The organism is Rhodococcus sp. NPDC019050, from assembly GCF_055664235.1.
This window is the reverse complement of the sequence record NZ_JBVOON010000012.1, coordinates 127,435-152,298: the sequence shown is the minus strand read 5'-3', so window position 1 is coordinate 152,298 and position 24,864 is coordinate 127,435. Positions and strand designations below refer to the sequence as shown.

Here is a 24,864-nt window from a genome sequence, read left to right as displayed (position 1 = left end):
CCCAGTCCCTGTCGGTCCGGGTCGGTGTCCGTGTCGCTCTGACCTGGATTAAGTTACGCGAGCACCCCCACAAACACCAAATCGCCAGGTCAACGTCGTTTTCGAGCGGATCAAGGCACCCAGTACTTCGCAGCGAGGCTCTGGACGACGGCGTCGTCGTCCCCGGCCAGCTCGAGCCGAGCGAGATCGCTGTCGATATCCGTCACCCGCGAATCGTCGGCCTCGGCGTCGTCGATCGGCCGGCCGCCGTCCTCCGCGCGCTGACGCATGATCTTCTCGCGCACCCGGTCCTTCAGAGAGTCAGCCATATACCGAGCATGAGTGCGCCGGTTGTGGTTGTCGAGCGCTGCGAAGGGTGTGTCACCGGTCGTCGCGATCCCGGAATACGCGGATCGCCATGGGGATCACCACGACGAGGGCACCGATGATCAGGACCAGGGAGAAGATTTCCATCAACATGGCTCCATCGTCCACGTTCGCACGACCCGGCGCGAGGGCCGTTGAGCCTCGGAACCAGAAAAGCCCCTCACCGCTGGGGTGAGGGGCTCTTCGTGGAGCTGCCTGTCGGAATCGAACCGACGACCTTTTCATTACGAGTGAAATGCTCTACCGACTGAGCTAAGGCAGCATGCCGTTCGGCGTCCGAAGTCTAGCGGACTACCCCCACCGGGATGCAAACCGGCACCTCAGTCACCGGAATGCAGCACTCAAGCGCGCGGCCATCGCGGCCAACGCGAACTTGGGCTTGACGTTCTGCGCAAGCGCTTCGCGGCACTCGAGAATCGCTTCTATGCAGTCGAGCAGAGACTCCGGCCGGGTTCGGGACGCCAGATCCGCAGCTCGTTCGGTCATGTCGGGGTGGTTGGGCGTCGCAGACGAACCGAACGCGTGCGCCAGGGCGTCGCGATACAAGCCCGCGAGGTCGATGAGTGCGCGGTCCATGATGTCGCGCTCGGTCCGGGTCTTCCGGGACTTCTGCGTACGCTCGAGTTCTTTGAGGACACCGGCCGAACCCCGGAGCGCACCCGCCGCACCCTTACCCGTGCCTCCTGCGCCGAGCGCCGTCCGGAGTTCCTCGGTCTCGCGCTCGTCGCGTTCGACACTGATCTCCTTGGCCTCGGCCTCGGCGTTGCGTCCGAGGTCTTCGACTGCGGAGTACGTCGTCGCGGCGCGGAGCACGGCACCGGCGAGGTCGAGCGCACGCTTGCGGTTGTCGCGGGCGATGGTGTCGGTGGCCAGACGCCGGGCTCGGCCGACGTGCCCCGCACTCACCGAGGCGGCCCATGTCGCGGTCTTCTCGTCGATGCCGTCACGCAGTTGCAGGACCTCGGCGATCGACGCCGCGCTCGGAGTGACGAGGCCGACGTGCCGGCAGCGCGACCGAAGCGTCACCGAGATGTCTTCGGGATCGGTCGACGGAGCGCACAGCAGGAAGACGGTTCGCTGCGGCGGTTCCTCGACCACCTTCAACAGCGCATTCGCAGCGCCCTCCGTCAGACGGTCCGCGTCCTCGATCACCACCACCTGCCACCGGCCGGTGCTGGGACGGCGCGACGCGACCTGCACGATGGCACGCATCGCCTTGACACTGATGGTCAGGCCTTCGGGGATCACCCGTCGCACATCGCCGTGGGTGCCCGCCATCGTGGTGGTGCACGCGTGGCAGCGCCCGCATCCGGGAGTCTGTTCGTCGGTGCACTGGAGTGCGGCCGCGAAGCACAGCGCCGCGATGGACCTACCGGATCCCGGCGGCCCGGTGAACAGCCACGAATGCGTCATCGCCGAGCTGGCATCTCCGTTGCGCGCGGCCACAGCGGCGGCGACGAGATCCGTCTCGACATCGCGCTGACCGACGAGACGATCGAAGACACCGGGCATACCGACCAGCGTAACGACCGGGACCGACCTGTTCTGTCCGGCTGTCCGAAATGTTCAAGACCTGCCTGTCCGGCGCGCCCTACCGTCGGCTCATGACCATTCACTTCTCTGCCGTCGGACTGGTTGTCGAGGACTTGGGACGCTCGTTCGAGTGTTACCGCCGACTCGGCCTCGATCTGCCCACCGAAGCTCCGGACGTGCCGCACTTCGAGGTGACCACTGCCGGCGGCGTGCGTCTCATGTGGGACACGATCGAATCCGTCAGCTCCTTCGATCCGGATTTCGAGCCCGGGCAGGGAGGTCCGAGCCTCGCCTTCGACTGTGGTTCCCCGAGCGAGGTCGACGAGACGTACGCGTCACTCGTAGCCGTCGGGTGCGCCCCGGCGATGAAGCCGTGGGACGCGGTGTGGGGACAGCGCTACGCGTGCGTGCTCGACCCGGACGGCCACAGCATCGACCTGTTCGCCGCGCTCCCCGACTGATCACGGCCCGGACGACCGGCGGACGAGGTCGCCGAGCGTCGAGCGTCGAGCCGGACAGTGTGCGAACCTCTCGCGCGAGGTGTGGCTGGTCGCTGTAACCGCACTCGGCCGCGATGGCGGCAGGGTCTTCGCCCGCGCGAGCGCGTGCGACCGCGCGCTGGAACCGCAGGACTCGCGACAGCGTCTTCGGCCCGTAGCCGAACGCCTGGTGCGCGCGCCGACGGAGAGTTCGTTCGCTCCATCCGATCACCGACGCGGCCTCGGGGACCGTCATGCCCGATCCGAGTGCGCGCGCGAGCCCGGACAGAGGGCTTCGACGAGCGTCTTCCAGATCGCGCCGCACAGCATCGACGAGACCGGACCTCGGACCACTTTCGACGGCCGCGACGATGTCGCGGACCCGGCGAGGCGCCCAGATCTGGTCGAGGGAGACGCGCTGGTCACGCAGTTCGGATGCGTCGACGCGCAAGAAGGCGGGCCCGAGGCCCGGCGCGAACCGCACGGCGGTCAGATTCCGCCGCGTCGCGAGATCCGAGAACTGGGCACGCGTGTCGGGACCGGCGACGAGGAAACCGTCTTCGTGCCAGATCAGATCCATGCACCCGTCGGGCAGAACCGTGTTACCGCCCGATTCGGAGGGAACTCGAGTCGCCTCCAACGCGACGACCCCGGAGATCCCGGACACCCACTCGCGATACACACCGCAAGGGTAGGTGCCCGGGCCGGATCAGTCCGCTGTCTTCTTCGCCGCGGCTTTCTTGGCCGGCGCCTTCTTCGCTGCTGTCTTCTTCGCAGCGGTCTTCTTGGCGGGCGACTTCTTCGCAGCGGCCTTCTTGGTGGCCTTCTTCACGGGACCGCGCGCACGCCGGTCGGCGAGCAACTCGGAAGCCCGCTCGTCGGTGATCGTCGGGACCTCGTCGCCCTTGCGCAGGCTCGCGTTGGTCTCGCCGTCGGTGACATAGGGACCGAACCGCCCGTCCTTGATCACCATGGGCTTTTCGCTCACCGGGTCGACACCCAGCTCACGCAGAGGCGGAGTGGCGGACGCCTGCCGTCCCCGCCGCTTCGGCTCGGCATAGATCTTCAGCGCTTCGTCGAGCGTGACGGTGAACATCTGTTCCTCGTCGGCGAGCGAACGCGAGTCGGTGCCCTTCTTGAGGTACGGCCCGTAGCGACCGTTCTGCGCCGTGATCTCCTCACCGGACTCGGGATCGACACCCACGACGCGGGGAAGAGACAGCAACCGCAGCGCGTCCTCCAACGTCACCGTCGACAGATCCATCGTCTTGAGCAGCGACGCGGTACGCGGCTTCGGGCCGGTGGCCTTCTTGGCGGCCTTCTTCGCCGGAGCTTTCTTCGCGGCTTTCTTGGCGACAGCCTTCTTCGTCGCCGTCTTCGTGCCGCCCCCGGCGCCCTCGACCTCGTCGACGGGGATCGGGGTCACGTCCGGCTCGGGTTCCGGTTCCGGTGTCGGTTCGGGCAGCAACTCGGTGACGTAGGGACCGAAGCGGCCTTCGCGCGCGACGATCTCGTGGCCGGTCGCCGGATCGACGCCGAGCACGCGCCCCTCCTGAGGCGTGGAGAACAGCTTCTCCGCGTATTCGAGGGTCAGCTCATCGGGCGGCAGGTCGTCTGGCAGGTTCGCGCGCTGGGAGATCGGGTCGCCGTCCGGGTCGTCCGGGTTGACCACCATCCGCTCGAGATACGGGCCGAAGCGTCCGACGCGGACGTGGATCTCGCGACCCTCCGCATCGTCGAACAGGCGGATCGAGTTGATCTCGCGGGCGTCGATGTCCTCGAGGTTCTCGCTGACGAGCTTCTTCAGTCCGCCCTGTCGTGCGACGGATTCCTCACCGCCGTACTCACCGCCGAAGTAGAACCGCGTCAGCCAGTCGGTGCGGTGTTCGTGTCCGGAGGCGATCTCGTCGAGGTCGTCCTCCATGCCGGCAGTGAAGTCGTAGTTCACGAGCTGGGAGAAGTGCGATTCGAGCAAGCCGATGACGGCGAACGCCACCCAGGACGGGACGAGCGCGCTACCGCGCTTGTAGACGTATCCGCGATCGAGGATCGTTTTGATGATCGAGGCGTAGGTCGACGGCCGGCCGATACCGAGTTCTTCGAGCGTCTTGATCAGGCTCGCCTCGGTGTACCGGGCCGGCGGGTTCGTGGAGTGACCGTCGGGATCGAGCTTCGTCGCGGTGACCGCGGCACCTTCGCTGAGGTTCGGGAGGCGCGACTCGGCGTCGTCGGAATGTCCACCGGCCTCTTCGTCGACACTTTCGACGTAGGCCTTCAGGAAGCCGGCGAACGTGATCGTGCGGCCCGAGGACGAGAACGTGCACTCCTCGCCGGTACCGGCGGTGCCGGTGATCCGGAGGGTGAGGGTGGTTCCGCGCACGTCGGCCATCTGCGACGCGACGGTGCGCTGCCAGATCAGCTCGTAGAGGCGGAACTCGTCCGTGTCGAGACGCGAATGCAGTTCGCCCGGGGTGGCGAACACGTCGCCCGCGGGGCGGATCGCCTCGTGCGCCTCCTGCGCGTTCTTGACCTTACGGGTGTACTGACGCGGGGTCGGATGCACGTACTCTGCGCCGTACAGCTGAGTCGCCTGGGCACGGGCCGCCGCGATCGCCGATTCGGACAGCGTCGTGGAGTCCGTACGCATGTACGTGATGTAGCCGTTCTCGTACAGCCGCTGCGCGATGCGCATGGTGCGCTCCGACGAGAACCGCAGCTTGCGCCCGGCTTCCTGCTGCAGCGTCGACGTCATGAACGGCGCGTACGGCTTGCGGGTGTACGGCTTGCTCTCGGCCGACGAGACGGTCAGCGCGGTGCCGGCGAGCGCCTCGGCGAGACGACGCGCATGGCTCTCGTCCAGAACCACGACACTGTCGGACTTGAGTTTGCCGTCCGCGCCGAAGTCACGCCCCGAGGCGACCCGGGAGCCGTCGATTCCCACCAGGCGCGCACCGAACGAACGAGGGCTTGCAGATTCGCCCGCATCCATGGTCGCCGCGATGTCCCAGTACTCGGCCGAGCGGAAAGCCATCCGTTCGCGTTCGCGCCGAACGATGATGCGAGTGGCCACGGACTGCACGCGCCCTGCCGACAAGCGCGGCATGACCTTCTTCCACAACACCGGGCTGACTTCGTAGCCGTACAGCCGGTCGAGGATGCGGCGGGTTTCCTGCGCGTCGACGAGATCGGTGTCCAGCTCGCGAGTGTTCTCGGCGGCAGCACGGATCGCGGACTCGGTGATCTCGTGGAAGACCATGCGACGGACCGGCACCTTGGGCTTGAGCGTCTCCAGCAGGTGCCAGGCGATCGCTTCGCCCTCACGGTCGGGGTCGGTCGCGAGATAGAGCTCGTCGGCGTCCTTGAGAAGGCTCTTCAGTTCGGAGACCTTGGACTTCTTCTCCGGGCTGACGACGTAGAGCGGCTCGAAATCGTGATCGACGTCGACGCCGAGGCGGGCCCACGACTCACCCTTGTATTTGGCAGGGACATCCGCAGCACCGCGCGGCAGATCCCTGATATGACCGACGGACGCCTCGACCACGTAATCGCGCCCCAGGTAGGGGGCGATTTTTTTCGCCTTGGTCGGGGATTCGACGATGACCAGCCGACGCGTACCCGAGGAGCCGTCCGAAGTGCTCTTGTCTGCTGCCACCGTGCCGCCTGTGCCTTCCCTCTACCGACATGTCGCGCTTCTCGAAGACATGTATACCGACCACATTCCCCCGACGTAGCCACACACAGGGTCGCACATCCTCGGGGAACGGCTCATCGCGTGTGGTGTTCCACCTGCCCTGGATACGGCCAGACCTCCCGTGCGCGGGGGTCGTCCGGTGGTGCCCCGATGTTCTCGACGAGCCTGGTCAGCCGCCTGCGGCCGGACACGCGCAGGCCCGGCGAGGGCCCCCGGGTGCCGATCAGAGTCGGTGCGATTCCCGCCCGCAGGAAGGCTTCCGCGAGGGGCGCGTGAGTGTCGGGTGTGTGCGGATCGAGCCCGAGGACGTACCGCTCGCCGTCCGCTTCCTTGCGGCCGGCAGCGAGGAACCATGCCCGCTGGGCTCGCGAACTCGGCACCCACTCGAAGGGCACCGTCTTCACGGAGCCGCGCATCCACTCCGCGGCCAACGGCATCGTCTCGGCGACGAATTGCGTGTACACCTCAGTACGGCCGTCCTCGGTGTCGGCGAACTCCGGTTCCAGACCGGCCTCGGTCATGAGACGCGCGATGGCGTCGGCCCGCCATGGGGCGTCGACGACCACGGAGACGCGAGCACGATCGTCTCGGACCACGACCGTGCCGTGCGCGGCGAGCAGTCCGCTCAGGTCCGCGACCGCGGGCGGGCCGAGCTCGGCGCCGAAGAACGACAGTTGGCTCATTCACCCTCCTTCCGGCCGATCGATACCCGGAAATGCATCGTCCCCCATCACCGGAGGTGACGGGGGACGATTCAGGTGAGGAATCGAGCCTCACCTTGTGCTCAAAGGAGCAATCTCTCAGACGGCGCGGACGCCGGTGGCCTGCGGGCCCTTGGTGCCCTGACCGACCTCGAACTCCACGCGCTGGTTCTCCTCGAGGGTGCGGAAGCCCGCGCCCTGGATCTCGGAGTAGTGAACGAATACGTCGGCGGAGCCGTCCTCCGGAGCGATGAAGCCGAAGCCCTTCTCCGCGTTGAACCACTTCACAGTGCCCTGTGCCATGCTTTTCCTTCTCTTTCTAACACCGGATTCGACAGACCGCCGGAAACGCGGCCCGCCCGGCCCCGGTTCCGACCGCTGTACTTCCGAGTCCCCCGTTGGAAGAGCAAAGCACCGCGCTCGCAACCATCGATCCTGCGAGCGTTCACTTTCTCAAGTCCACGAACACAGAAGCTGCGACCGAGTGTCAGTCAACCATGTCCAAGTCGGTCGCAACAGTACTAATGGGCACAAACGTCCCAGAAAATTTGCAGCCGCCCGAGCGTCGGTAGCATTACCGACCGGTAGTGGTTTCTGCCCTCTTGTTCGACCCCTCTTGTTCGACCCCGCAACCCCCGGAGCGTTTCGTGCCCAGCTCACCCCCGTTCGATCCGGGTGACGGCACTGCTGCCACCTACGGACGCGAACTTCTCGACCGGCTTCTGGCGGGAACCCCGGCCGGCGAATCCCCGCTCACCCATGTCGCGGCGTTGCCGGCGCGGCATGCGCGGCACACCGATTGGCCGCTGTGGGCTGCCGAACCCGTGGTCCGGGCGCTGCGCGAGCACGGAGTACCGCAACTCTGGAGCCATCAGGCGGAAGCGGCCGATCTCGCCGCGAACGGGGAGAACGTCGTCGTCGCCACCGGAACGGCATCCGGCAAGTCGACTGCTTACCAGCTTCCGGTACTCACCGCGCTGGCGAACGATCCACAGGCCACCGCCCTGTACCTGGCACCGACCAAGGCCCTCGGGGCAGACCAGCTTCGGTCGGTCACCGAACTGACCATGATGGATCCGGCACTGTCGACCGTGGCCGCGTGCGCGTACGACGGCGACACCAGCACGGAGATGCGGCAGTGGGCGCGCCGGCACTCACGGTGGGTTTTCACCAATCCCGACATGTTGCACGTGTCACTGCTACCCGGGCACGCACGGTGGGCGCGGATGCTGCGTCGGCTGAAATACGTGGTTATCGACGAATGCCACTCGTACCGAGGAGTTTTCGGGTCGCACGTCGCACTGATCCTGCGCCGGCTCCGGCGGCTGGCCCGACACTACGGCGCCGATCCCGTCTTCGTCCTGGCCTCCGCCACGACTGCGGAACCTGCCGCGGCGGCATCCCGGCTGATCGGCGCGCCCTGCCGTGCGGTGACCGAGGACGGGTCGCCACACGGACCCAGGACCGTCGCGATGTGGGAACCTCCGTTGCTGCGTGAGGTCACCGGAGAACACGGGGCTCCCGTGCGACGCGCGGCCGGGACCGAAGCGGCCCGGTTGCTCGCCGACCTCGTCGTCGAAGGTGCACGGACGCTGACGTTCGTGCGATCCCGGCACGGTGCGGAACTCACGGCCATGGGCGCGCGACGGTTGCTCGCCGCGGCAGCGCCCGACCTGGTCGATCGCGTTGCCGCCTACCGCGCCGGTTACCTCGCGGAAGATCGCCGCGACCTCGAGGCGGCAATCTCGGACGGACGTCTGCTCGGGGTGGCAAGTACGAACGCACTCGAACTCGGAGTGGACATCGCCGGTCTCGACGCGGTCGTCGTCGCGGGATTCCCCGGCACCGTGGCCTCGTTCTGGCAGCAGGGCGGCCGCGCCGGGCGGCGCGGGCAGGGGTCGCTGGTGGTGCTGGTCGCCCGCGACGACCCCCTCGACACGTATCTGGTGCACCATCCTCAGGCGTTGCTGGGCAGGCCGGTCGAGTCGACCGTGACCGACCCGGCGAACCCGTACGTCCTGGGGCCGCAGTTGCTCTGCGCGGCATCCGAAAAGCCGCTGAGCGACACCGAAGTCGAGGAATACGACGCGTGGGAAGTCCTCACTCGCCTCGCAGAGGACGGCCTCGTCCGCAGACGTCCCCACGGCTGGTTCGTCACTCCCGGTACGCATCCGCACGCGGAGATCGACATCCGCGGCGGCATCGGCGGGCAGGTCGCGATCGTGGAAGCGGAAACCGGGCGGATGCTCGGCACCGTCGAAGGCAGTCGCGCGCCCGCGACGATGCATCCGGGTGCCGTGCACCTGCATCGCGGGGAATCCTTCGTCGTCGACGAACTGCACCTCGACGACGGAATCGCACTCGTCCACGCCGAGGACCCCGAATGGTCCACCACCGCACGCGAAGTCACGGAGATCTGCTGCACGTCGATCGACGAGCATCGGGACCACGGCCCCGTCACCGTCGCGGCGGTGCGTGTCGAGGTGACGCATCAGGTGGTCGGATACCTCCGACGTCTGCCCTCCGGCGAGATCCTCGATCAGATCCCGCTGGAGATGCCCGAGCAGACCCTTGCGACCCGCGCGGTGATGTACACCGTCGATCCCGGACTGCTCTCGCAGATCGGCCTCACGGCCGAGCGGATCCCGGGTGCGCTCCACGCCGCCGAACACGCGGCGATCGGTTTGCTCCCCCTCGTCGCGACGTGCGATCGAGGGGATATCGGCGGCGTCTCCACCGACCTGCACCCGGACACCGGTCTTCCCACGGTCTTCGTCTACGACGGGCAGCCCGGCGGTGCCGGATTCGCCGAGCGAGGGTACCGCCGGATCTCGCAATGGCTCGAGGCAACCCGAGACGCCGTCGCAGCGTGCGAGTGCGTCTCGGGTTGCCCGTCCTGCGTGTATTCACCCAAGTGCGGCAACGGCAACGATCCGCTCGACAAATCGGGCGCCGTGCTCGTCCTGACCGCCGTGCTCGACGCGATCGGCAGCCAGGACTGACACCGCACTACAGCCGTCAGACCACCGGCGCGTGCTCGTCCTCGGCACGTTCGGCGGCCAGCAGTGCCGCACGCTCTTTCCGCCGGAGCGCCTGCTGGGCCGGGTCCGGAACCGGGACAGCCGCCAGCAACCGCTTGGTGTACGGATCGGACGGCGACCGCAGAATACGATCGGTCCGGTCGAACTCCACGAGCTTGCCGGCCCGCATCACCGCGATACGACGTGCAAGCACCTCCACGACGGCAAGGTCGTGGCTGATGAACAAGCATGCGAAGCCGTATTCGCGCTGCAATTCCTGGAACAGCTCGAGCACCTTGGCCTGCACCGAGACGTCGAGCGCCGACGTCGGTTCGTCCGCCACCAGCAGTGTCGGTTCGAGAGCCAGCGCCCGGGCGATACCCACGCGCTGACGCTGCCCGCCGGAAAGCTGATGCGGGTAGCGGTTGCGCATGTCTCGCGGCAGCTGAACCTGGTCGAGCAGTTCCTCGACCTTCTTGTCGCGCTGGGTGCGGTCCATTTCGGTGTGCAGCAGCATCGGCTCGCCGATGGACTGTCCGATGGGCCAGCGCGGGTTCAGCGACGAACCCGGATCCTGGAACACGATGCCGACCTTGCGACGCACCGGGCGCAGATCGCGTGTCGACATCTTCGTGATGTCGGTGCCTGCCACGGACAGCGAGCCGGAGTGCAGCTTGAGCAATCCCACTACGGCCTTGCCGATCGTCGACTTGCCCGAACCCGACTCTCCGACGAGTCCCACGACCTCACCGGGCTCGATGTTGAGGCTGACGCCGTCGACCGCCCGGAAGCCGCTGTTGCGACGCGCCCCGGGGTACTCGATCACGCCGTCGACGATTTCGAGTGCGTACCGCACGTCCGGGGTGTCGTCGGTTCCGGCCTCGCCGACTCGCGAGCCGAGGTGGGGCACCGACGCCAGCAGTTCACGGGTGTAGGCGTGCTCCGGCTTGTTGAAGACCTTGTCCGACGTCCCCTGCTCGACGATGGCACCGTTGCGCATGACGAGGATGCGGTCGGCCATGTCGGCGACAACACCCATGTCGTGCGTGATGAGCACGATCGCGGCGTCCACGCGTTCGCGCAGATCCCGCATTAGCTGCAGGATCTCGGCCTGCACTGTGACGTCGAGCGCGGTGGTGGGCTCGTCGGCGATGAGCACCGCCGGTTCGGAGGCCAGGGCCTGCGCGATCATCGCCCGTTGGCGCTGACCGCCGGAAAGCTGATGCGGGTAGTACTTGACCCGCTTCTCCGGTTCGGGCATATCCACGAGACGGAGCAGCTCGATCACACGCTCCTTGGCCTGCGCCTTGGTCATGTCCGAGTGCGAGCGAATGGCCTCGGTGATCTGCCACCCGATCGTGTAGACGGGGTTCAGAGCCGTCATGGGCTCCTGGAAGATCACGGCAATATCCTTGCCGCGCACCGAGTTCAGTTCACGTTCCGACAGACCGACGAGTTCACGACCGTCGAGAGTGATGCTGCCGCGGACTCGGCTGTTGTCGGCGAGCAGACCCGGTACGGCCATGGCCGTCGTCGATTTACCCGATCCGGATTCGCCGACGATCGCCAGGATCTCGCCCCGCGCCACCTCGAACGAGACGTCGCGTACGGCTGTTCTCCAGGTCTTGTCCACCTCGAAGTCGATGGTCAGACCGGAGACTCCGAGGATTGCGCGGTCGGTCGTGGTCTCGTCGATCGTGTCGACACTCATTGCGTCAGCTCCGTTTCGGGTCGAGCGCATCTCGCAGCGCATCACCCATGAGAATGAAGGCCAGCACGGTCACCGACAGGAACGCGGCCGGGAACAGCACCAGGTGCGGCGACGTCGAGATGTAGTTCTGGCCCAGGTTGATCTGCAGGCCCCACGACATGGCGGGCATTTGCAGGCCGATACCGAGGTACGACAGTGCCGATTCCGCGGCAATGAACGTACCGACGGCGATGGTGGCGTAGACCAGAACAGGGGTCAGCGCGTTCGGCAGAATGTGCCGGACCAGGATGCGGAAGGTCGAGGCTCCCAGCACCTGGGCGGCCTGAACGTACTCGCTCTCCTTGATGGCGATAACCGACGAGCGCACCAGGCGCATCGCGGTCATCCAGCCGAAGGTGATCAGTGCCAGCGCCACGGTCCAGATGGTTCGCTCGGACGTCACCGTCAGCAGCACCAGCGCGCCGAGCAAGAGCGGGATGCCGAAGAAGATGTCGGTGAAACGGGCGAGCACGCTGTCGAGGGTGCCACCGAAATAGCCGGCGAGCGCACCGATCAGCACACCGACGATCAGGACACCGATGACTGCGAGGAGGCCGATGCTCAGGGAGACGCGGGCACCGTAGATCACGTTGGCGTAGTAGTCGCAGCCCTGAAGATCCGTTCCGAACCAGTGCTGTGCACTCGGTGGTCGGCGGCTGTCGGACAGGTTGCACGCCCGAGGGTCGATGCCGCGGGCGAACAACTGCGGCACCAACGCCATCATCACCAGGACGGCGGTGATGATGGCGCCGAACCAGAAGAACACACTGCGGCGCAACTTCTTCCACGCGTTGCCCCACAAGCTCGCCTGGCCGACCAGTTGTACGGCTTCGCCCGTCATGACATTGCCCGGCTCGCCCTCCTCCACGGCATGCGTACGGGCGGCCTCGGCATTTTTGGAATCCATACCACTACTCGTATCTGATCCGGGGGTCGAGGAATGCGTACAGCACGTCCACGACGAGGTTGAAGAAGATGTAGAAGAAGACCATCAGCGTGACGATGCCGACGACGACCGCACCTTCCTGGTTCTGTACAGCGTCGAAGATTGCGCGGCCCAGTCCGGGAATGTTGAACACCGATTCGGTGATGATCGCGCCGCCCAGCAGCGCGCCGATATCGGCGCCGATGAAGGTCACCACGGGTATCAAGCTGTTACGCAGCGCATGCCGGACCACGATGCGGCGATACCCGACGCCCTTGGCCCGCGCGGTGCGAATGTAATCGGCGGCCATCGACTCCGACACCGCGGTGCGAGTCAGCCGGGCAACGTATGCCATCGACAGCGACGCGAGCACCAGGCCCGGGAGCAGGAAGCTGTACCAGCCGTTGTTGATACCGGCTATCGGGAACAGACCCAGCTTGTATCCGAGAACGTACTGGGAGACGAAGCCGAGGACGAACACCGGCACCGACACCAGCAGTGTCGACGAGACGAGCACCAGGTTGTCGAAGAAGGAATTGCGGCGCAGAGCGGCGAGCACACCGGCCGTGATGCCGATGACGACCTCGAAGGCGACGGCCACCGCCGTCAGCTGCATGGTGACCGGCAGTCGCTGCGCGATGGTGTCCAGCACCGGCCTTCCGGAGAAGTCGGAACCGAAGTCGCCCTGCAGAAGTCCGCCGACGTACTTGATGTACTGGACGAAGAACGGATCGTCGAGGTTGTACTGGGCGCGAAGCTGCGCCATGACCGCGGGCGCGAGCGGGCGATCACCCGCGAGCGCGCGAATCGGGTCGCCCGGAAGGGCGTACACCATCGCAAAGATCAGAAAAGAGGCGCCGATCAGGACCGGAATGGTCAGCAGCAATCGGCGCGTGATGAAGCGACCCACTGGGTTCTCCTATACGGAACAGAACGTCCTACACAGTGGTGGGGTGCCTCGCTTGTGCGAAACACCCCACCACTTGTCACTCAGTTGACCGTGACGTCTGCGACCACGATGTCGCCGAACGCGTCGATCTTCACGTTGTCGACCCGGTCGCTGTACACGGCCTGGTTGAGACCGTAGAACAGCGGCGCGGCAGGCATGTCGCGGAACAGGATGTCCTCGGCCTTCTGGTACTCCGTCGTGGCAGCCTCGAGCGAGTCGGCGTTGTTACCGGCCGACAGGGCCGCGTCGAACTCCGGGTTGCTGTAGAAGCTCATATTCGAACCACCGGGCGGCAGTGCCGCCGTGCTGTAAACCGGCGCGAGGAAGTTGTACAGCGACGGGTAGTCCATGATCCAGCCCATGCGGAACGGACCGGTCATGCCCTTCTCGTCCTGCAACGGCAGGTACTGAGCGAACTGCAGATCTCCGCGCAGCACGTACTCGATACCGAGGTTGGTACGGATCTGGTTGCCGATCGCGGTCATCCAGGTGTCGTGCCCGCCACCGGCGTTGAACCACAGATCAACCGGCTGGCTGCGATCGAAACCGGCCTCGTCGAGAAGCTTGTTGGCCTGCTCGACGTTCACCTCGCACTTGGCGCCGCAGGCGTCCTCGCGGTACCCATCGACAACGGGAGATGCGAACGACCCGGCCGGGGTACGAGTGTTGGTGAAGATGGCCTCGGTGATGGCGCCGCGATCGATAGCCATGGAGAAGGCTTCACGGACACGCGGATCCGAGAAGCGCGGGTCATAGGTGGGGAACCCCAACGCGGTGATGTCGGGGCGAGAACGCTCGACGTAACGATCACCGAACTGATCGCGAGCGGTGGCCCACGCGTCCGGCGGCAGGTCCAGCATCACGTCGAGGCCACCGGCCTGGACGTCCGTGTAACCGGTGGCCAGTTCGGTGTAGACCTTGAACTGCACGCCGTCCGACTGAGCGGCATTCTCACCGGCGTAGTCGTCGTACTTGGTCACGGTGAAGCCCTGGCCGTCGATGAAGTCCTCGTCGGCCTTGAACGGCCCGTTGCCGATCGGACGCCGGCCGAAGCCCTCGGGATCGGAGAAGAAGGCTTCGGGCAGCGGCATGAACGCCGAGTAACCGAGCGTGATCGGGTAGATCGCGAAGGGCTCCTTCAGCTCGACCGAGATGGTCGAGTCGTCCACTGCCTTCAGACCGGACATGGCGGTCGCGGCCGGCTCGCCGCCCTCTGCGGCCTGCAGATCGTCGTAGCCCTTCACGTTCTCGAAGAAGTACGACGCGCCGTATGCGTTGGTGCTCAGCGCGGTGTAGTTCCAGGCGTCGACGTAGGACTTGGCATTGACGGGAGTCCCGTCGTGGAACGTCCAGTCCGGCTTCAGCTTGATGGTCCAGTTGACCTGGTCCTCGGACTCGACCGACTCTGCGACGCCGGTGTACTCGACCTCGCTGGTCTGGTCGTTGTAGTTCACCAAGGGCGCGAACAGCGCCTTGAGGACCTGGTTGCCCTCACTCTCGGTGGTGTTGCCGGGAACCAGGGGGTTCTCGGGTTGATTGATGTACAGGCTGTACGTGCCCTCACTACCGCCGGCAGCACTACTGCCGCCACATGCCGCAAGCATGCCGACGGCTACGAAGCCCACCGACACGACCGCGATCGTGCGCTTGATCCTCAAAATCAATCCTTCCTCAGCCCCAACGGGACAGCACCGCTGTCCACGAAGTCCGCGATGATCCACGGTGTCGGTGTGAGCCACACGATGAAAATGCAGCCCGGAACGTCGGTTGACTCTAGACACACGCCTAGCGAGGACCGTGCACGCCCCGCCGGAAAGAAAGCCCGACGAAGCCGACGAAATGCGCCCTTAACGTGACGAGCGGGGGTCTCGCGGGCACGGTCGGCCGGGCGAAATCGCGCTTGCATCCACCGGATGTGTTATCGCAGCACTACACCGCGGGTCGAGGCAGCGGGACGCTGTCCGGCACGGGGAGCGCCGCAGCCTCCAAATAATGTGTGACGCCCGTCCCATGTGATGGGCGTCACACCAGTCCCGGTGCGCCGATGCTCGGCTCATTCGTTGCCTGCCCCCGCTGCCGGACCCGCCCGCGCGACCGCTCTCGCTTCCTCCCTTCCGAAAAGCGCCGACAACGGAGCGGTCACCTCGACCACCGCGTACCAGTCGTCGATATCGCATCGAGCTACTCGCACGCGCATCCGTGACGCGATCGGCTCCGCCACCGCGCACGCCTCCACGACGCCACGATCGAGCGCCGAGGCCACCGCAAGCGCCGACAGATCGGCCGCCGCTTGCGCGCGGTGACGTGCGACGACAACCGACCCGACGTGCAGCAATGTCGCGGTAACCGCGATGAGGGCGGCCATCACCGCACAGCCGATCACGCTCGCGCTCCCGCGATCGTCGGTGCTGCGAAGATGCGGTGTCATCGGAGCCCGTCCGGTTCACGTACCGACACCGCCTCCGCCGTCAACGTAAGCAACGGAAGCAGCGGGCTCTCGGCGGTCACGACCGCAACGAGCAGATCCCCTTCCTCCCGGACCTCGACGCGCGCGTCGGGGGGTGCGACGCGGACGGCCACTTCGACCGCCCGCGCGTGATCACCTCGTGCGGCGAGCCGCGCAGCCTCACGCGCTGCATCGTGACACCGAACCTGGTATGCGATGCTCAGCACCGCTCCGAGGCACAGCACCAGCACGGTGACGAGACTGACGATTGCAAGGGCCGCCTCTACGGTGACGCCCCCGGCGTCCCCGGGCGGGTGGCCTGTAAACGCCTCACAGTCATCACCATTCGCTTTCCGGTACCTCACACGGCTGTGTTGAGGGCGCGTTCGACGATGCCGGTCAACGCCGACACGACGGAGTCGCCGGTCACGACGGTGTACAGGACAGCACCGAAAGCAGCCGCCGCAATGGTTCCTATCGCATATTCCGCAGTGGACATGCCGTCGTCTTCCACGACGAGAACCGACAAGCGGCTTCGAAGACCTCGAAGATCCATGGTGCGCATTGCTCCCCCTCCCAGCGACGCGGACCATCCGCGCCGACGTTTCACAGCAGTCCGCCTCCGAGTACGTCCCTGGCCAGGCCGATCACCACCGGCACGATGCCCAGGCACACGAACGCCGGCAGAAAGCACAACCCCAGCGGACCGCTCACGAGCACACCTGCCCGCTCGATCTCGGCGGCCACCCGGTCCTCCGCCTCGGATCGGTACCGGACGGCCAGTTCGGCCACCGTGTCGGAGAGCGGAGCACCCGATTTCGCCGATCGCCGAGCAGCCCGCGCGAAATCGGCGAGCAACTCGTCGTCACCGGCGGCGTCCCATGCGTCGGCGGGGTCGGCTCCGAGAGCGAGCCGGTCGGCACCGCGGCGTAGTGCTGCCGCGAATCCCGCGGGCGCCGACTCCGCCACGACCCCGGCCGCCGCTGCAGCCGGCATTCCGGCACGCAGACATGCGGCAAACAGGTCGAATGCGGCAGGTACCGCAGCGGGATCGGCGCTACCGGTCGTTATCCGCAGGGGTGCAACGGTTTTCGTGTCTTTCAAACGGACGTTGCCATCCGCTATCGGCAGCACCAGCAGAGCCGCGGCCGCGAGTGCGGCGGCCACCGACCCCGTCACGCGCCCACCCGTTCGGCGATACGGTCGGTCCACAACAACCCCGCGCAGGCCAGCACCGCGCCGGCCACCAGGAGCACGCCGCCCAACCCACCGGAAAGCAGGATCGCCACGGGTGCTGCGCCCATCAACTGCCCCAGTCCGACTCCGAGCAGCGGCAGGCCCGCGAGGACGGTGGCGGTGGCACGAGCGCCCGCCAGGCCCGCGTCCGTGCGCGCGCGGATACGCATCCGGGCGGCAAGATCCGTGCGGGCAGCAGCCAGAAGTTCGGCGAGCGCGAGACCGTGACGGTCCGAGACCGTCCAGGCGTCGGCGATCCAGGCAAGATTCCCGGCGAGTCCGTCGGAGCCGTCGACCGGAGCCGACGACCGCAAGCCATCCGCGGCCGAACCTCCCAGTCGCGAGCGGGCCGCCGCGACCCGGAACGCATCCGACGCCGGGCCGGTGGTCTCGCGTGCTGCGGTTTCGCAGGCGTCGGCCGGATGCGCGCCGACACGCAGGTCCGCGATCACCGTCTCGAGGCCGGACAACAGCATCCGCCGATGGGTGTCGAGTTGCGCGGCACGGCGCCTGCGTCGCATCCGCACCAGGGTCGTCGCGGCCACGACGGCTGCGGCCAGCGCGGGTGCGACGCCCGTGAACAAGCTCAGTGCGACGCCGGCCGCAGCGACGAGCACCCCGCGATGTCGAAGCGCGCGGAGCCGGTGCCGAGGCCGTATCCGGATACGCTGCGCCGCAGAAGAACCCGGAACGAGAAGCAACGCAGCCGCCAGACACACCATCGCCGCGGTCACGGGACATCCCTCTTGCGGAGGGCACGGTCGAGCACAACCATTCCCGCCACCGCGCCGTCGTCGTGAGTCCACGCCGGCGACACGACAACTCCGCACACGGGATCGCGTTCGACGACGCCGATCTCGACGAGTCGCCGCGCTCCTCCAGGGGTGCGATGCACGTGGAGAACTACCTGGACCGCAGCCACGAGCTGACTGTGCAGCGCCGCCCGATCGAGGCCGCCGAGTGCGGCAAGCGCCTCGAGACGCGCCGGCACCTCGTCCGGAGAATTGGCGTGCACTGTGCCGGCGCCCCCGTCGTGCCCGGTGTTCAACGCTGTCAGGAGGTCGACGACCTCGGCTCCTCGCACCTCACCGACGACGATTCGGTCGGGGCGCATCCGCAACGCTTGCCGGACCAGGTCACGCACGGTGACCTCCCCGACGCCTTCCACATTGGGTGCGCGCGCGACCAGTCGGACGACGTGTGGATGGGCGGGAACCAGTTCGGCAGCGTCCTCGACGCAGACGATCCGCTCGCGGGAATCCACCGCCCCCAGCAGCGCAGCCAACAACGTGGTTTTTCCCGCGCCGGTGCCGCCGACCACAAGGAACGCGAGTCGAGCCCGAATGATGCGCAGCAACAACCGATATGCGTCGTCGTGGACGGCGCCGCGTTCCCGCAACGCGTCGAGTCCTTGGGTGGCAGGACGTAACACCCGCAGTGACAGGCACGTTCCGCCTTGCGCGACGGGAGCGAGCACCGCGTGCAGGCGGACTCCGAACTCGCCGTGTCCGGGCAGCCTGCCGTCCACCCACATCTGCGCGTCGTCGAGGCGCCGGCCTGCGAAGAGGGCGAGACGCTGCGCGAGTCGACGCACCGCCGCTTCGTCGGCGAAGGTCACATCCGTCAGGTGCAGGCCGGACCCACGATCCACCCACACCCGATCGGGCGCGGTGACCAGTACGTCGGTGACCGCGGGGTCACCGAGCAACACTTCGAGCGGACCTGCCCCCGTGAGTTCGGTCTGCAGATGCCGGAGCGCCCCGAGGAGATCGGAGTCACCGAGCACACCTCCGGCTTCGGCGCGCAGTGCGGCGGCGACTCGCGCGGGGGTGAGGTCGCCCGGTTCGCCCGCGAGACGCTCACGGACCCGGTCGAGCAGGTCGGGGGCCAGACCCGCGGTCATGCGATCCACCGCGGCGACGAACGAGCAGTGCCGACGGTGGCGAGTACGTCTTCCGCGGCCCCGACGAGCGGTGACCGCGTCCGCAAGCGGAGGCCGCCGCGCTCGAGCATCTCTGGCAGTCCGGGTTCGGGCCGCATCGACGCCAGCACCGGCAGCCCGGTCACCTCCGCGACGTCCGGCGGTGTGAGTCCACCGGGCGCCGGCCCCCGGACGACGAGGCCCGCGGAGACCCCAAGTTCGACGAGCCGATCAGCGATGCGCGCGGACGACAACGCGGCCCCGACCCGCGCGGGCACGACCACCACGGTGAGTTCGGCGAGCGACACCAGTGCCTCCGCCACCGGTCCGACGGCCCGCCCCACGTCGGCGATCACCGTCGTCCCCGAACGGTGTACCGCGTCGACGACGGCGGTCGCCGCTACGGCGGTGAGTTGTGCACCGGATTCGCGGTCGGCGGACAGAACTCCGAGACCCTGCGTCCAGGTGGGTACCGCATCGCGCAGTGCCCGCGCAGAGATTCGTCCTCCGTCGACGGTGAGCCCGGACCATCGCACGCCGGGGCGCTCCTCGAGCCCGGTCAGCACGTCCAGACCGCAACCGTAGGGGTCTCCGTCGACGAGCAGGACCTCCCGACCGGCATCCTGCCGCACGGCGCACCACGCCAGGGCGGCCGCGAACGTCGTCGCTCCTGCCCCACCGCAGCCTCCGGCGACGGCGAGCACGGTTCCACCGACCTGCTCGGGTTCGGCCGCCGCGCCGATGACGGCGAGCAACTCCACCTCGCCGTCAGGCAACCCCAGGACGTGTTCGGCTCCCACCCCGGCCGCCGCCTGCCATTCCCGTAGGCCGGGGTCACCGGGACAGACGAGCACCACACCGGATCGCCGCGGGAGTTCGGCAGCACACGCCAGCGCCGCTGCACGATCGACCACGACGACGGCAGCCTCGGTCCAGGCGCGACGCGAGGGTGGCGTGACCGCTTCGCAGAGTTCACGGTCGGCGGCCGCGGCGACCCTGCGCAGTGCCGTGATCAGGGTGGGATCGTCGATCAGGCCGAGGACGTTGGTCATGCACTCAGCGTGCGGGGCGAGAGGCCGCCTGCGGCCGGCACTCGCCCGCGCGGAGCGAAGTTGGGGATCGTCGGCGTCGCTGTGGACAACCGCGGTTTTCGGAGCGGCTCGGTGCAGGGATGTGCACGACGGCGCGCGGGCAAAAGGGGCCGAAACAGACGACGACCCTCGCCAGGGGGGAGGAGGCGAGGGTCGTCTGTGTTCAGCCCCGGGGGTCGGGCTGAACACAACCCGGACGAATCCGGGCATTCGCGATAGTACACCGAACGTGCACGCTGTTTGCAAGTTCAAGTACCGGCGTGGCGGGGGCAACTCGCGACCCCCACGACCGGCCCACGGGCACCTATTGTGGTGCTCGTGACTGACGCGTCCGGGAACTCGAGCACCGGCATATCGACAGTGGAATCTTCGACCGGAAGCGGTCGCATTGCCGCTTTCTTCGACCTGGACAAGACCGTCATCGCGAAATCGAGTGTTCTCGCGTTCACACGGCCGTTCTTCAACGAAGGGCTCCTCAGCCGACGGGCGGTGCTCGAGAGCAGCTATGCCCAGTTGTTGTACGTGCTGTCCGCGGCGGATCAGGACCGCATCGAGCGCATGCGCGAGCACATCGCGCACATGTGTGAGGGGTGGGATGTCGAGCAGATCAAATCGATCGTCGACGAGACGCTGCAGGACGTTGTCACGCCCCTCGTCTACGCGGAGGCGAAAGACCTCATCGCCGATCACCGGGCGCGCGGCCACGACGTGATCATCGTGTCGGCCTCGGGCGAGGAGGTGGTCACGCCCATCGCACAGGCGCTCGGCGCCTCCCACAGCGTGGGCAGCCGCATGCGGATCGTCGATGGACGGTACGCCGGCGAACTCGAGTTCTACTGCTTCGGTGAAGCCAAGGCGACGGCAGTCCGGGAACTGGCGGATCGCTACGGGTACGACCTGGCCGGGAGCTACGCGTACTCCGATTCCGCGACCGATCTGCCGATGCTCCTGGTCGTGGGGAACCCGCGGGTCGTAAACCCCGGCCGGGCACTGCGCCGCGTGGCGACCGAAAACAATTGGCCCGTACTGCGATTCACTCTTCCCGTGCCGTTGAGGCGCCGTATCCCCACCTCGCCGCGCGCGCTCTGGGCGGCGGGAGCCATCGTCGGCGCTATTGCCCTGATCCTCAGCGTTTCGACCAGACTCGCGCGCCGGTCGCACGCCGCACTGAGGCACTGACTCCTTCCTGGTGCCGCGGCGGTCTCGAACCCGGTCGGCGGCCCACGGTTCGATCCGAATATCGCACTGCAACAACAAGATTTCCGAGACCACCACCGAGCTCCGCTCGACCGGGCGAATAGACGCCAGGGTCTTGCCTCCCCCACCGCATGGGGGTACAAAGGAACTACGGAACGCCGGAAGGCCAAGAGCGGATCAGAAGAGAAGATTCGGTCTCCCTGTCGGAGTTCCCAGCACGGACACCGAGTACCCACGCGGAGCCGATGCCACTATAAGGGCAGAAGCGTTGTGGGCCTGCGAGTTGCGGCTATTCGAAGGTTTCGACCTCGCACCCGTTGCGAGGACCGCCTGAGTCAACCGCACCGTCGCCGAGGCCGTTGACACACAACCCATTTGAGCACGCATGGTAACGCGGTAACCCCGTGTCAGCGGGTGGTACGCCGATTCCATATCGACGCGTCACCCGCTTTTTCTGTGCTCATCACGCGAGACGGCGGGCGCGTTCCGCCGAGGCGCCCGTCCGCCACTCAGCCCGCGAACGCCTCCGCGATGGAGCCGGCTTCGCGCGCCCCCGCTTCGAGGGAACCGCAGCAGAAGATCACCCATCCGCCCACACCGGCCTCGGTGCCGGCGGCGAAGCCTTCGATGCCACTTCGGTACGCATCCATCCGGCGCATCCAGTGAACCTCCGGCACGCCCAGGTTGCGGGTGTCGAGACCGGTCGCCACGCACACCAACCGCGACGCCGCCCGTGCGACCACGCCGTCCGCGACGCCGAACGGCTTCAATGCCTGCAGTTCGCCGTGCACGATCGCCGCGAGCACCGGCGCGGGTGCGTCCGACCCCCCTGTCACGAGTTGCGCCAAGGCGTCCAGACGTTCTCCGACCCCGCTCCCGGTACGTGGCCGCCCGAGCTGACCTGCATCCTCGACGAGGTCCGCCGCAGCGAGCAGATGCAACCGGGCGAGGGCCTGCAGAGGCGCGCGTCGCCACGTCGACACCATGTTGTCGAGCGCGTCACCGTCGAGCGTCTGCGCGACACGCAGCGCACCGGCGAGGATCGGGTCACCGCTCTCACCCGGCGGGGGAAGTTCCATCGAGCCGCCGTCGATCGCGGCCGACGCTCGCGCCGCGCGCACCGAGGCCTCGGCGGCGGTGTTCGCCCAGCCACGCCGATTGGTGCGATGGCGATGAACCTCCGCAAGTGCGTCGCGCGCTTTGTCGGCAGCGTCGCGCACGCCGGGAAGGTCGAGGATGGGTGCAAGCGGGTCGGTCACAGTCTCCGACGGTACCGCCGGGGCCCCCGGCGAGCGCCGGTGGGACGCCCGCGCCCGTTGCACGACACCACTCGTCCGGCCCGGATACCACCCGTCGCTCGGAACCGACCGATGGGCGAATGTGGCTCACCCGGATGTCGATGCAACGGTGCGATGCGCGTCACAGATGATTACGCTCTCTAGAACCCCGACGACAGACGACCCGAAAGGTGCCCCGCATCATGACGAGCGCAGCTCCGGACCACGAACAGCAGGCCTTCCCACCGAGCGCCGAGTTCACCGCCACCGCCAACGCCGGTCCGGAGTTGCAGGCCGCTGCAGACGCTGATCGGCTCGGCTTCTGGGCAACCCAGGCGGAACGACTCGACTGGGCGACGCCGTGGACCGAGGTGCTCGACTGGTCGGAGGCTCCCTTCGCGAAGTGGTACGTCGGGGGCGAGCTCAACGTCGCCTACAACTGCGTCGACCGACATGTGCTCGCCGGCAACGGGGATCGGGTCGCCATCCACTTCGAGGGTGAGCCCGGCGACACCCGATCGCTCACCTACAACGACCTGCTCGCCGAGGTCTCCCGCGCGGCGAACACCTTCACCGATCTCGGACTGGTCGCCGGTGACCGCGTGGCGATCTACATGCCGATGATCCCCGAGGCGATCGTCACGATGCTCGCCTGCGCCCGCCTCGGCCTGACGCACTCCGTGGTCTTCGCGGGCTTCTCCGCGACGGCACTCCGCTCGCGAATCGACGACGCCGAGGCGAAACTGCTCGTCACCGTCGACGGTCAGTGGCGGCGCGGGTCAGCGGCGCCGTTGAAGGCATCCGCAGACGAGGCGACCGCCGGTGCCGCGTCGATCGAGCACGTAATCGTCGTGCAGCGCACCGGAATCGACGTGGAATGGACCGAGGACCGGGACCTGTGGTGGCACGACACCGTCGAGCAGGCGTCGCCCGAGCACGAAGCGCAGCCGTTCGACGCCGAGCACCCGCTGTTCATCCTGTACACCTCGGGCACCACCGGTAAGCCGAAGGGCATCATCCATACCTCCGGCGGCTACCTCACACAGGCGTCGTACACGCACCACAACGTGTTCGACCACAAGGCGGGCGAGGACGTGTACTGGTGCACCGCCGACATCGGCTGGGTCACCGGGCACACCTACATCGTGTACGGGCCGCTGTCGAACGGCGTGACGCAGGTCGTCTACGAAGGCACCCCGAACTCCCCGACCCAGCACCGGCACTTCGAGATCATCGAGAAGTACGGGGTGAGCATCTACTACACCGCCCCCACGCTGATCCGCACCTTCATGAAATGGGGACGGGAGATCCCCGACGCGCACGACCTCTCGTCGATCCGCCTGCTCGGCAGTGTCGGCGAGCCGATCAACCCCGAGGCGTGGCGCTGGTACCGCGAGGTCATCGGTGCGGGCAAGGCTCCGATCGTGGACACGTGGTGGCAGACCGAGACGGGCGCGATCATGATTTCCCCGCTGCCCGGGATCACCGCCACCAAGCCGGGCTCGGCGATGGCGCCCCTGCCGGGTATCTCCGCGAAGATCGTCGACGACGAAGCCCGTCCGCTCGGTCCCGGCGGGAACGGTTACCTGGTGCTCGACCAGCCGTGGCCGGCAATGCTGCGCGGCATCTGGGGCGATCCGCAGCGGTACCGCGAAACGTACTGGTCGCGCTACGAGGACCAGGGCTGGTACTTCGCCGGCGACGGCGCGCGCTACGACGAGGACGGGGACCTGTGGGTGCTCGGCCGTGTCGACGACGTCATGAACGTCTCCGGCCACCGCATCTCGACCTCCGAAGTGGAGTCGGCGCTGGTCAGTCACCACACCGTTGCCGAAGCCGCTGTCGTCGGTGCCGCCGACGAGACCACCGGCCAGGGCATCGTCGCCTTCGTCATCCTGCGTGAGAACGTGGACAACACCGGTGACGCGTTGATCAAGGAACTCCGTGAGCACGTGGCCGTGGAGATCTCACCGATCGCGAAGCCGGCCCGGATCACGGTCGTTCCGGAACTGCCGAAGACCCGCTCCGGAAAGATCATGCGGCGGTTGCTCCGCGACGTCGCCGAGGGGCGCGAACTCGGTGATACATCGACGCTCGTCGATCCCGCGGTGTTCGACGCGATCCGGGGCAAGTAGAACTCCCCAGACGCTGCGGCCCCTCTCCGGATATCGAGTTCCGGAGGGGGGCCGGCGTCGTCTCCGGGCGGTGAGGGTTTCCCGTGGTGGCGGATCGGTCACCCGGAGGTCGGCAACCCGGCGGGTCTACAATTTTCGTCGGTGTGC

At 67.2% G+C, this 24,864-nt stretch carries 21 protein-coding genes, 1 tRNA gene and 1 pseudogene; 4 read left to right on the top strand and 19 right to left on the bottom strand.

All coding sequences use genetic code 11. The features are described from left to right. Nucleotides 1-110 precede the first annotated feature (110 nt). The 3 genes from AC0B44_RS14315 to AC0B44_RS14305 form a co-directional block, all read right to left on the bottom strand. Entirely contained in the window at nucleotides 111-308 is a 198-nt protein-coding gene (locus AC0B44_RS14315) for a hypothetical protein (RefSeq protein ID WP_471903503.1), read from the bottom strand. A 244-nt stretch (nucleotides 309-552) separates the two neighbouring features. Then, a tRNA-Thr gene (locus AC0B44_RS14310) sits at nucleotides 553-628 on the bottom strand. Nucleotides 629-690: 62 nt separating this feature from the next. Next, nucleotides 691-1,878, bottom strand: coding sequence for a DNA polymerase III subunit delta' (locus AC0B44_RS14305; protein ID WP_471903502.1), 1,188 nt, complete (start codon nucleotides 1,876-1,878; stop codon nucleotides 691-693). Between the two features lie 92 nt (nucleotides 1,879-1,970). Here AC0B44_RS14305 and AC0B44_RS14300 point away from each other — a divergent pair, with 92 nt between their 5' ends. Then, nucleotides 1,971-2,360, top strand: a complete 390-nt coding sequence (locus tag AC0B44_RS14300) for a VOC family protein (protein WP_471903501.1) — start codon at nucleotides 1,971-1,973, stop codon at nucleotides 2,358-2,360. Between the two features lie 100 nt (nucleotides 2,361-2,460). Here AC0B44_RS14300 and AC0B44_RS14295 read toward each other — a convergent pair. The 4 genes and pseudogenes from AC0B44_RS14295 to AC0B44_RS14280 form a co-directional block, all read right to left on the bottom strand. Next, nucleotides 2,461-2,958: pseudogene (locus AC0B44_RS14295) on the bottom strand (DUF6597 domain-containing transcriptional factor); the annotation flags it as partial. A 129-nt stretch (nucleotides 2,959-3,087) separates the two neighbouring features. Beyond that, nucleotides 3,088-6,030: a type I DNA topoisomerase gene (topA, locus tag AC0B44_RS14290; RefSeq protein ID WP_471903500.1), complete on the bottom strand. Its 2,943-nt coding sequence runs from the start codon at nucleotides 6,028-6,030 to the stop codon at nucleotides 3,088-3,090. A gap of 113 nt (nucleotides 6,031-6,143) precedes the next feature. After that, entirely contained in the window at nucleotides 6,144-6,752 is a 609-nt protein-coding gene (locus tag AC0B44_RS14285) for a hypothetical protein (protein ID WP_471903499.1), read from the bottom strand. Between the two features lie 117 nt (nucleotides 6,753-6,869). Further along, on the bottom strand, nucleotides 6,870-7,073 hold the full coding sequence (locus AC0B44_RS14280; RefSeq protein WP_054720028.1) for a cold-shock protein: 204 nt from the start codon (nucleotides 7,071-7,073) through the stop codon (nucleotides 6,870-6,872). Between the two features lie 344 nt (nucleotides 7,074-7,417). On the opposite strand from AC0B44_RS14280, the gene AC0B44_RS14275 reads away from it, so the two are divergent. Beyond that, nucleotides 7,418-9,772 (top strand): DEAD/DEAH box helicase, encoded by a 2,355-nt coding sequence (locus tag AC0B44_RS14275; RefSeq protein WP_471903498.1) that lies wholly within the window; start codon nucleotides 7,418-7,420, stop codon nucleotides 9,770-9,772. A gap of 16 nt (nucleotides 9,773-9,788) precedes the next feature. Here the strand turns inward: AC0B44_RS14275 and AC0B44_RS14270 are convergent, their stop codons facing one another. The 11 genes from AC0B44_RS14270 to ssd all read right to left on the bottom strand — a co-directional run bounded on the left by AC0B44_RS14270 (nucleotide 9,789) and on the right by ssd (nucleotide 20,069). Beyond that, nucleotides 9,789-11,501 (bottom strand): ABC transporter ATP-binding protein, encoded by a 1,713-nt coding sequence (locus AC0B44_RS14270; protein WP_471903497.1) that lies wholly within the window; start codon nucleotides 11,499-11,501, stop codon nucleotides 9,789-9,791. A gap of 4 nt (nucleotides 11,502-11,505) precedes the next feature. Further along, nucleotides 11,506-12,447, bottom strand: a complete 942-nt coding sequence (locus AC0B44_RS14265; protein ID WP_378528916.1) for an ABC transporter permease — start codon at nucleotides 12,445-12,447, stop codon at nucleotides 11,506-11,508. Between the two features lie 4 nt (nucleotides 12,448-12,451). Continuing rightward, the gene (locus AC0B44_RS14260) at nucleotides 12,452-13,375 is read right to left on the bottom strand and encodes an ABC transporter permease (protein WP_378528917.1); all 924 of its coding nucleotides are present in this window, start codon (nucleotides 13,373-13,375) and stop codon (nucleotides 12,452-12,454) included. A gap of 80 nt (nucleotides 13,376-13,455) precedes the next feature. Further along, complete coding sequence (locus AC0B44_RS14255) at nucleotides 13,456-15,072, bottom strand: peptide ABC transporter substrate-binding protein (protein ID WP_471903496.1); 1,617 nt, start codon at nucleotides 15,070-15,072, stop codon at nucleotides 13,456-13,458. Between the two features lie 395 nt (nucleotides 15,073-15,467). Further along, nucleotides 15,468-15,842, bottom strand: a complete 375-nt coding sequence (locus tag AC0B44_RS14250; RefSeq protein ID WP_471903495.1) for an Rv3654c family TadE-like protein — start codon at nucleotides 15,840-15,842, stop codon at nucleotides 15,468-15,470. Beyond that, the gene (locus AC0B44_RS14245; protein WP_471903494.1) at nucleotides 15,839-16,225 is read right to left on the bottom strand and encodes a TadE family type IV pilus minor pilin; all 387 of its coding nucleotides are present in this window, start codon (nucleotides 16,223-16,225) and stop codon (nucleotides 15,839-15,841) included. Before AC0B44_RS14245 ends, AC0B44_RS14250 begins: the two co-directional genes overlap by 4 nt. Continuing rightward, complete coding sequence (locus tag AC0B44_RS14240; protein WP_471903493.1) at nucleotides 16,222-16,425, bottom strand: DUF4244 domain-containing protein; 204 nt, start codon at nucleotides 16,423-16,425, stop codon at nucleotides 16,222-16,224. The genes AC0B44_RS14245 and AC0B44_RS14240 overlap by 4 nt, the downstream gene beginning before the upstream one ends. Before the next feature lie 41 nt (nucleotides 16,426-16,466). Then, nucleotides 16,467-17,072, bottom strand: a complete 606-nt coding sequence (locus AC0B44_RS14235) for a type II secretion system F family protein (protein ID WP_471903492.1) — start codon at nucleotides 17,070-17,072, stop codon at nucleotides 16,467-16,469. Beyond that, the gene (locus AC0B44_RS14230) at nucleotides 17,036-17,830 is read right to left on the bottom strand and encodes a type II secretion system F family protein (RefSeq protein WP_471903491.1); all 795 of its coding nucleotides are present in this window, start codon (nucleotides 17,828-17,830) and stop codon (nucleotides 17,036-17,038) included. The genes AC0B44_RS14235 and AC0B44_RS14230 overlap by 37 nt, the downstream gene beginning before the upstream one ends. After that, entirely contained in the window at nucleotides 17,827-18,999 is a 1,173-nt protein-coding gene (locus tag AC0B44_RS14225; RefSeq protein ID WP_471903490.1) for a TadA family conjugal transfer-associated ATPase, read from the bottom strand. The genes AC0B44_RS14230 and AC0B44_RS14225 overlap by 4 nt, the downstream gene beginning before the upstream one ends. Then, complete coding sequence (gene ssd, locus AC0B44_RS14220; RefSeq protein WP_471903489.1) at nucleotides 18,996-20,069, bottom strand: septum site-determining protein Ssd; 1,074 nt, start codon at nucleotides 20,067-20,069, stop codon at nucleotides 18,996-18,998. Before ssd ends, AC0B44_RS14225 begins: the two co-directional genes overlap by 4 nt. Nucleotides 20,070-20,420: 351 nt before the next feature. Here ssd and AC0B44_RS14215 point away from each other — a divergent pair, with 351 nt between their 5' ends. Beyond that, a complete protein-coding gene (locus tag AC0B44_RS14215) occupies nucleotides 20,421-21,287 on the top strand; it encodes an HAD family hydrolase (RefSeq protein WP_471903514.1) in 867 nt (288 codons plus the stop codon). A 527-nt stretch (nucleotides 21,288-21,814) separates the two neighbouring features. Here the strand turns inward: AC0B44_RS14215 and AC0B44_RS14210 are convergent. Beyond that, nucleotides 21,815-22,564, bottom strand: coding sequence for a Fic family protein (locus AC0B44_RS14210; protein ID WP_471903488.1), 750 nt, complete (start codon nucleotides 22,562-22,564; stop codon nucleotides 21,815-21,817). A gap of 221 nt (nucleotides 22,565-22,785) precedes the next feature. Here AC0B44_RS14210 and acs point away from each other — a divergent pair, with 221 nt between their 5' ends. Further along, entirely contained in the window at nucleotides 22,786-24,717 is a 1,932-nt protein-coding gene (acs, locus tag AC0B44_RS14205) for an acetate--CoA ligase (protein WP_471903487.1), read from the top strand. Nucleotides 24,718-24,864: the final 147 nt, after the last annotated feature.

Excerpts from the sequence above, each read along its gene's own strand:
- AC0B44_RS14285 (WP_471903499.1), bottom strand. The coding sequence starts at position 6,752 with ATGAGCCAACTGTCGTTCTTCGGCGCCGAGCTCGGCCCGCCCGCGGTC.
- AC0B44_RS14305 (WP_471903502.1), bottom strand. The coding sequence starts at position 1,878 with ATGCCCGGTGTCTTCGATCGTCTCGTCGGTCAGCGCGATGTCGAGACG.
- AC0B44_RS14250 (WP_471903495.1), bottom strand. The coding sequence starts at position 15,842 with ATGACACCGCATCTTCGCAGCACCGACGATCGCGGGAGCGCGAGCGTG.
- AC0B44_RS14240 (WP_471903493.1), bottom strand. The coding sequence starts at position 16,425 with ATGCGCACCATGGATCTTCGAGGTCTTCGAAGCCGCTTGTCGGTTCTC.
- AC0B44_RS14280 (WP_054720028.1), bottom strand. The coding sequence starts at position 7,073 with ATGGCACAGGGCACTGTGAAGTGGTTCAACGCGGAGAAGGGCTTCGGC.
- ssd (WP_471903489.1), bottom strand. The coding sequence starts at position 20,069 with ATGACCAACGTCCTCGGCCTGATCGACGATCCCACCCTGATCACGGCA.
- AC0B44_RS14265 (WP_378528916.1), bottom strand. The coding sequence starts at position 12,447 with ATGGATTCCAAAAATGCCGAGGCCGCCCGTACGCATGCCGTGGAGGAG.
- AC0B44_RS14225 (WP_471903490.1), bottom strand. The coding sequence starts at position 18,999 with ATGACCGCGGGTCTGGCCCCCGACCTGCTCGACCGGGTCCGTGAGCGT.
- acs (WP_471903487.1), top strand. The coding sequence starts at position 22,786 with ATGACGAGCGCAGCTCCGGACCACGAACAGCAGGCCTTCCCACCGAGC.
- AC0B44_RS14315 (WP_471903503.1), bottom strand. The coding sequence starts at position 308 with ATGGCTGACTCTCTGAAGGACCGGGTGCGCGAGAAGATCATGCGTCAG.
- AC0B44_RS14300 (WP_471903501.1), top strand. The coding sequence starts at position 1,971 with ATGACCATTCACTTCTCTGCCGTCGGACTGGTTGTCGAGGACTTGGGA.
- AC0B44_RS14270 (WP_471903497.1), bottom strand. The coding sequence starts at position 11,501 with ATGAGTGTCGACACGATCGACGAGACCACGACCGACCGCGCAATCCTC.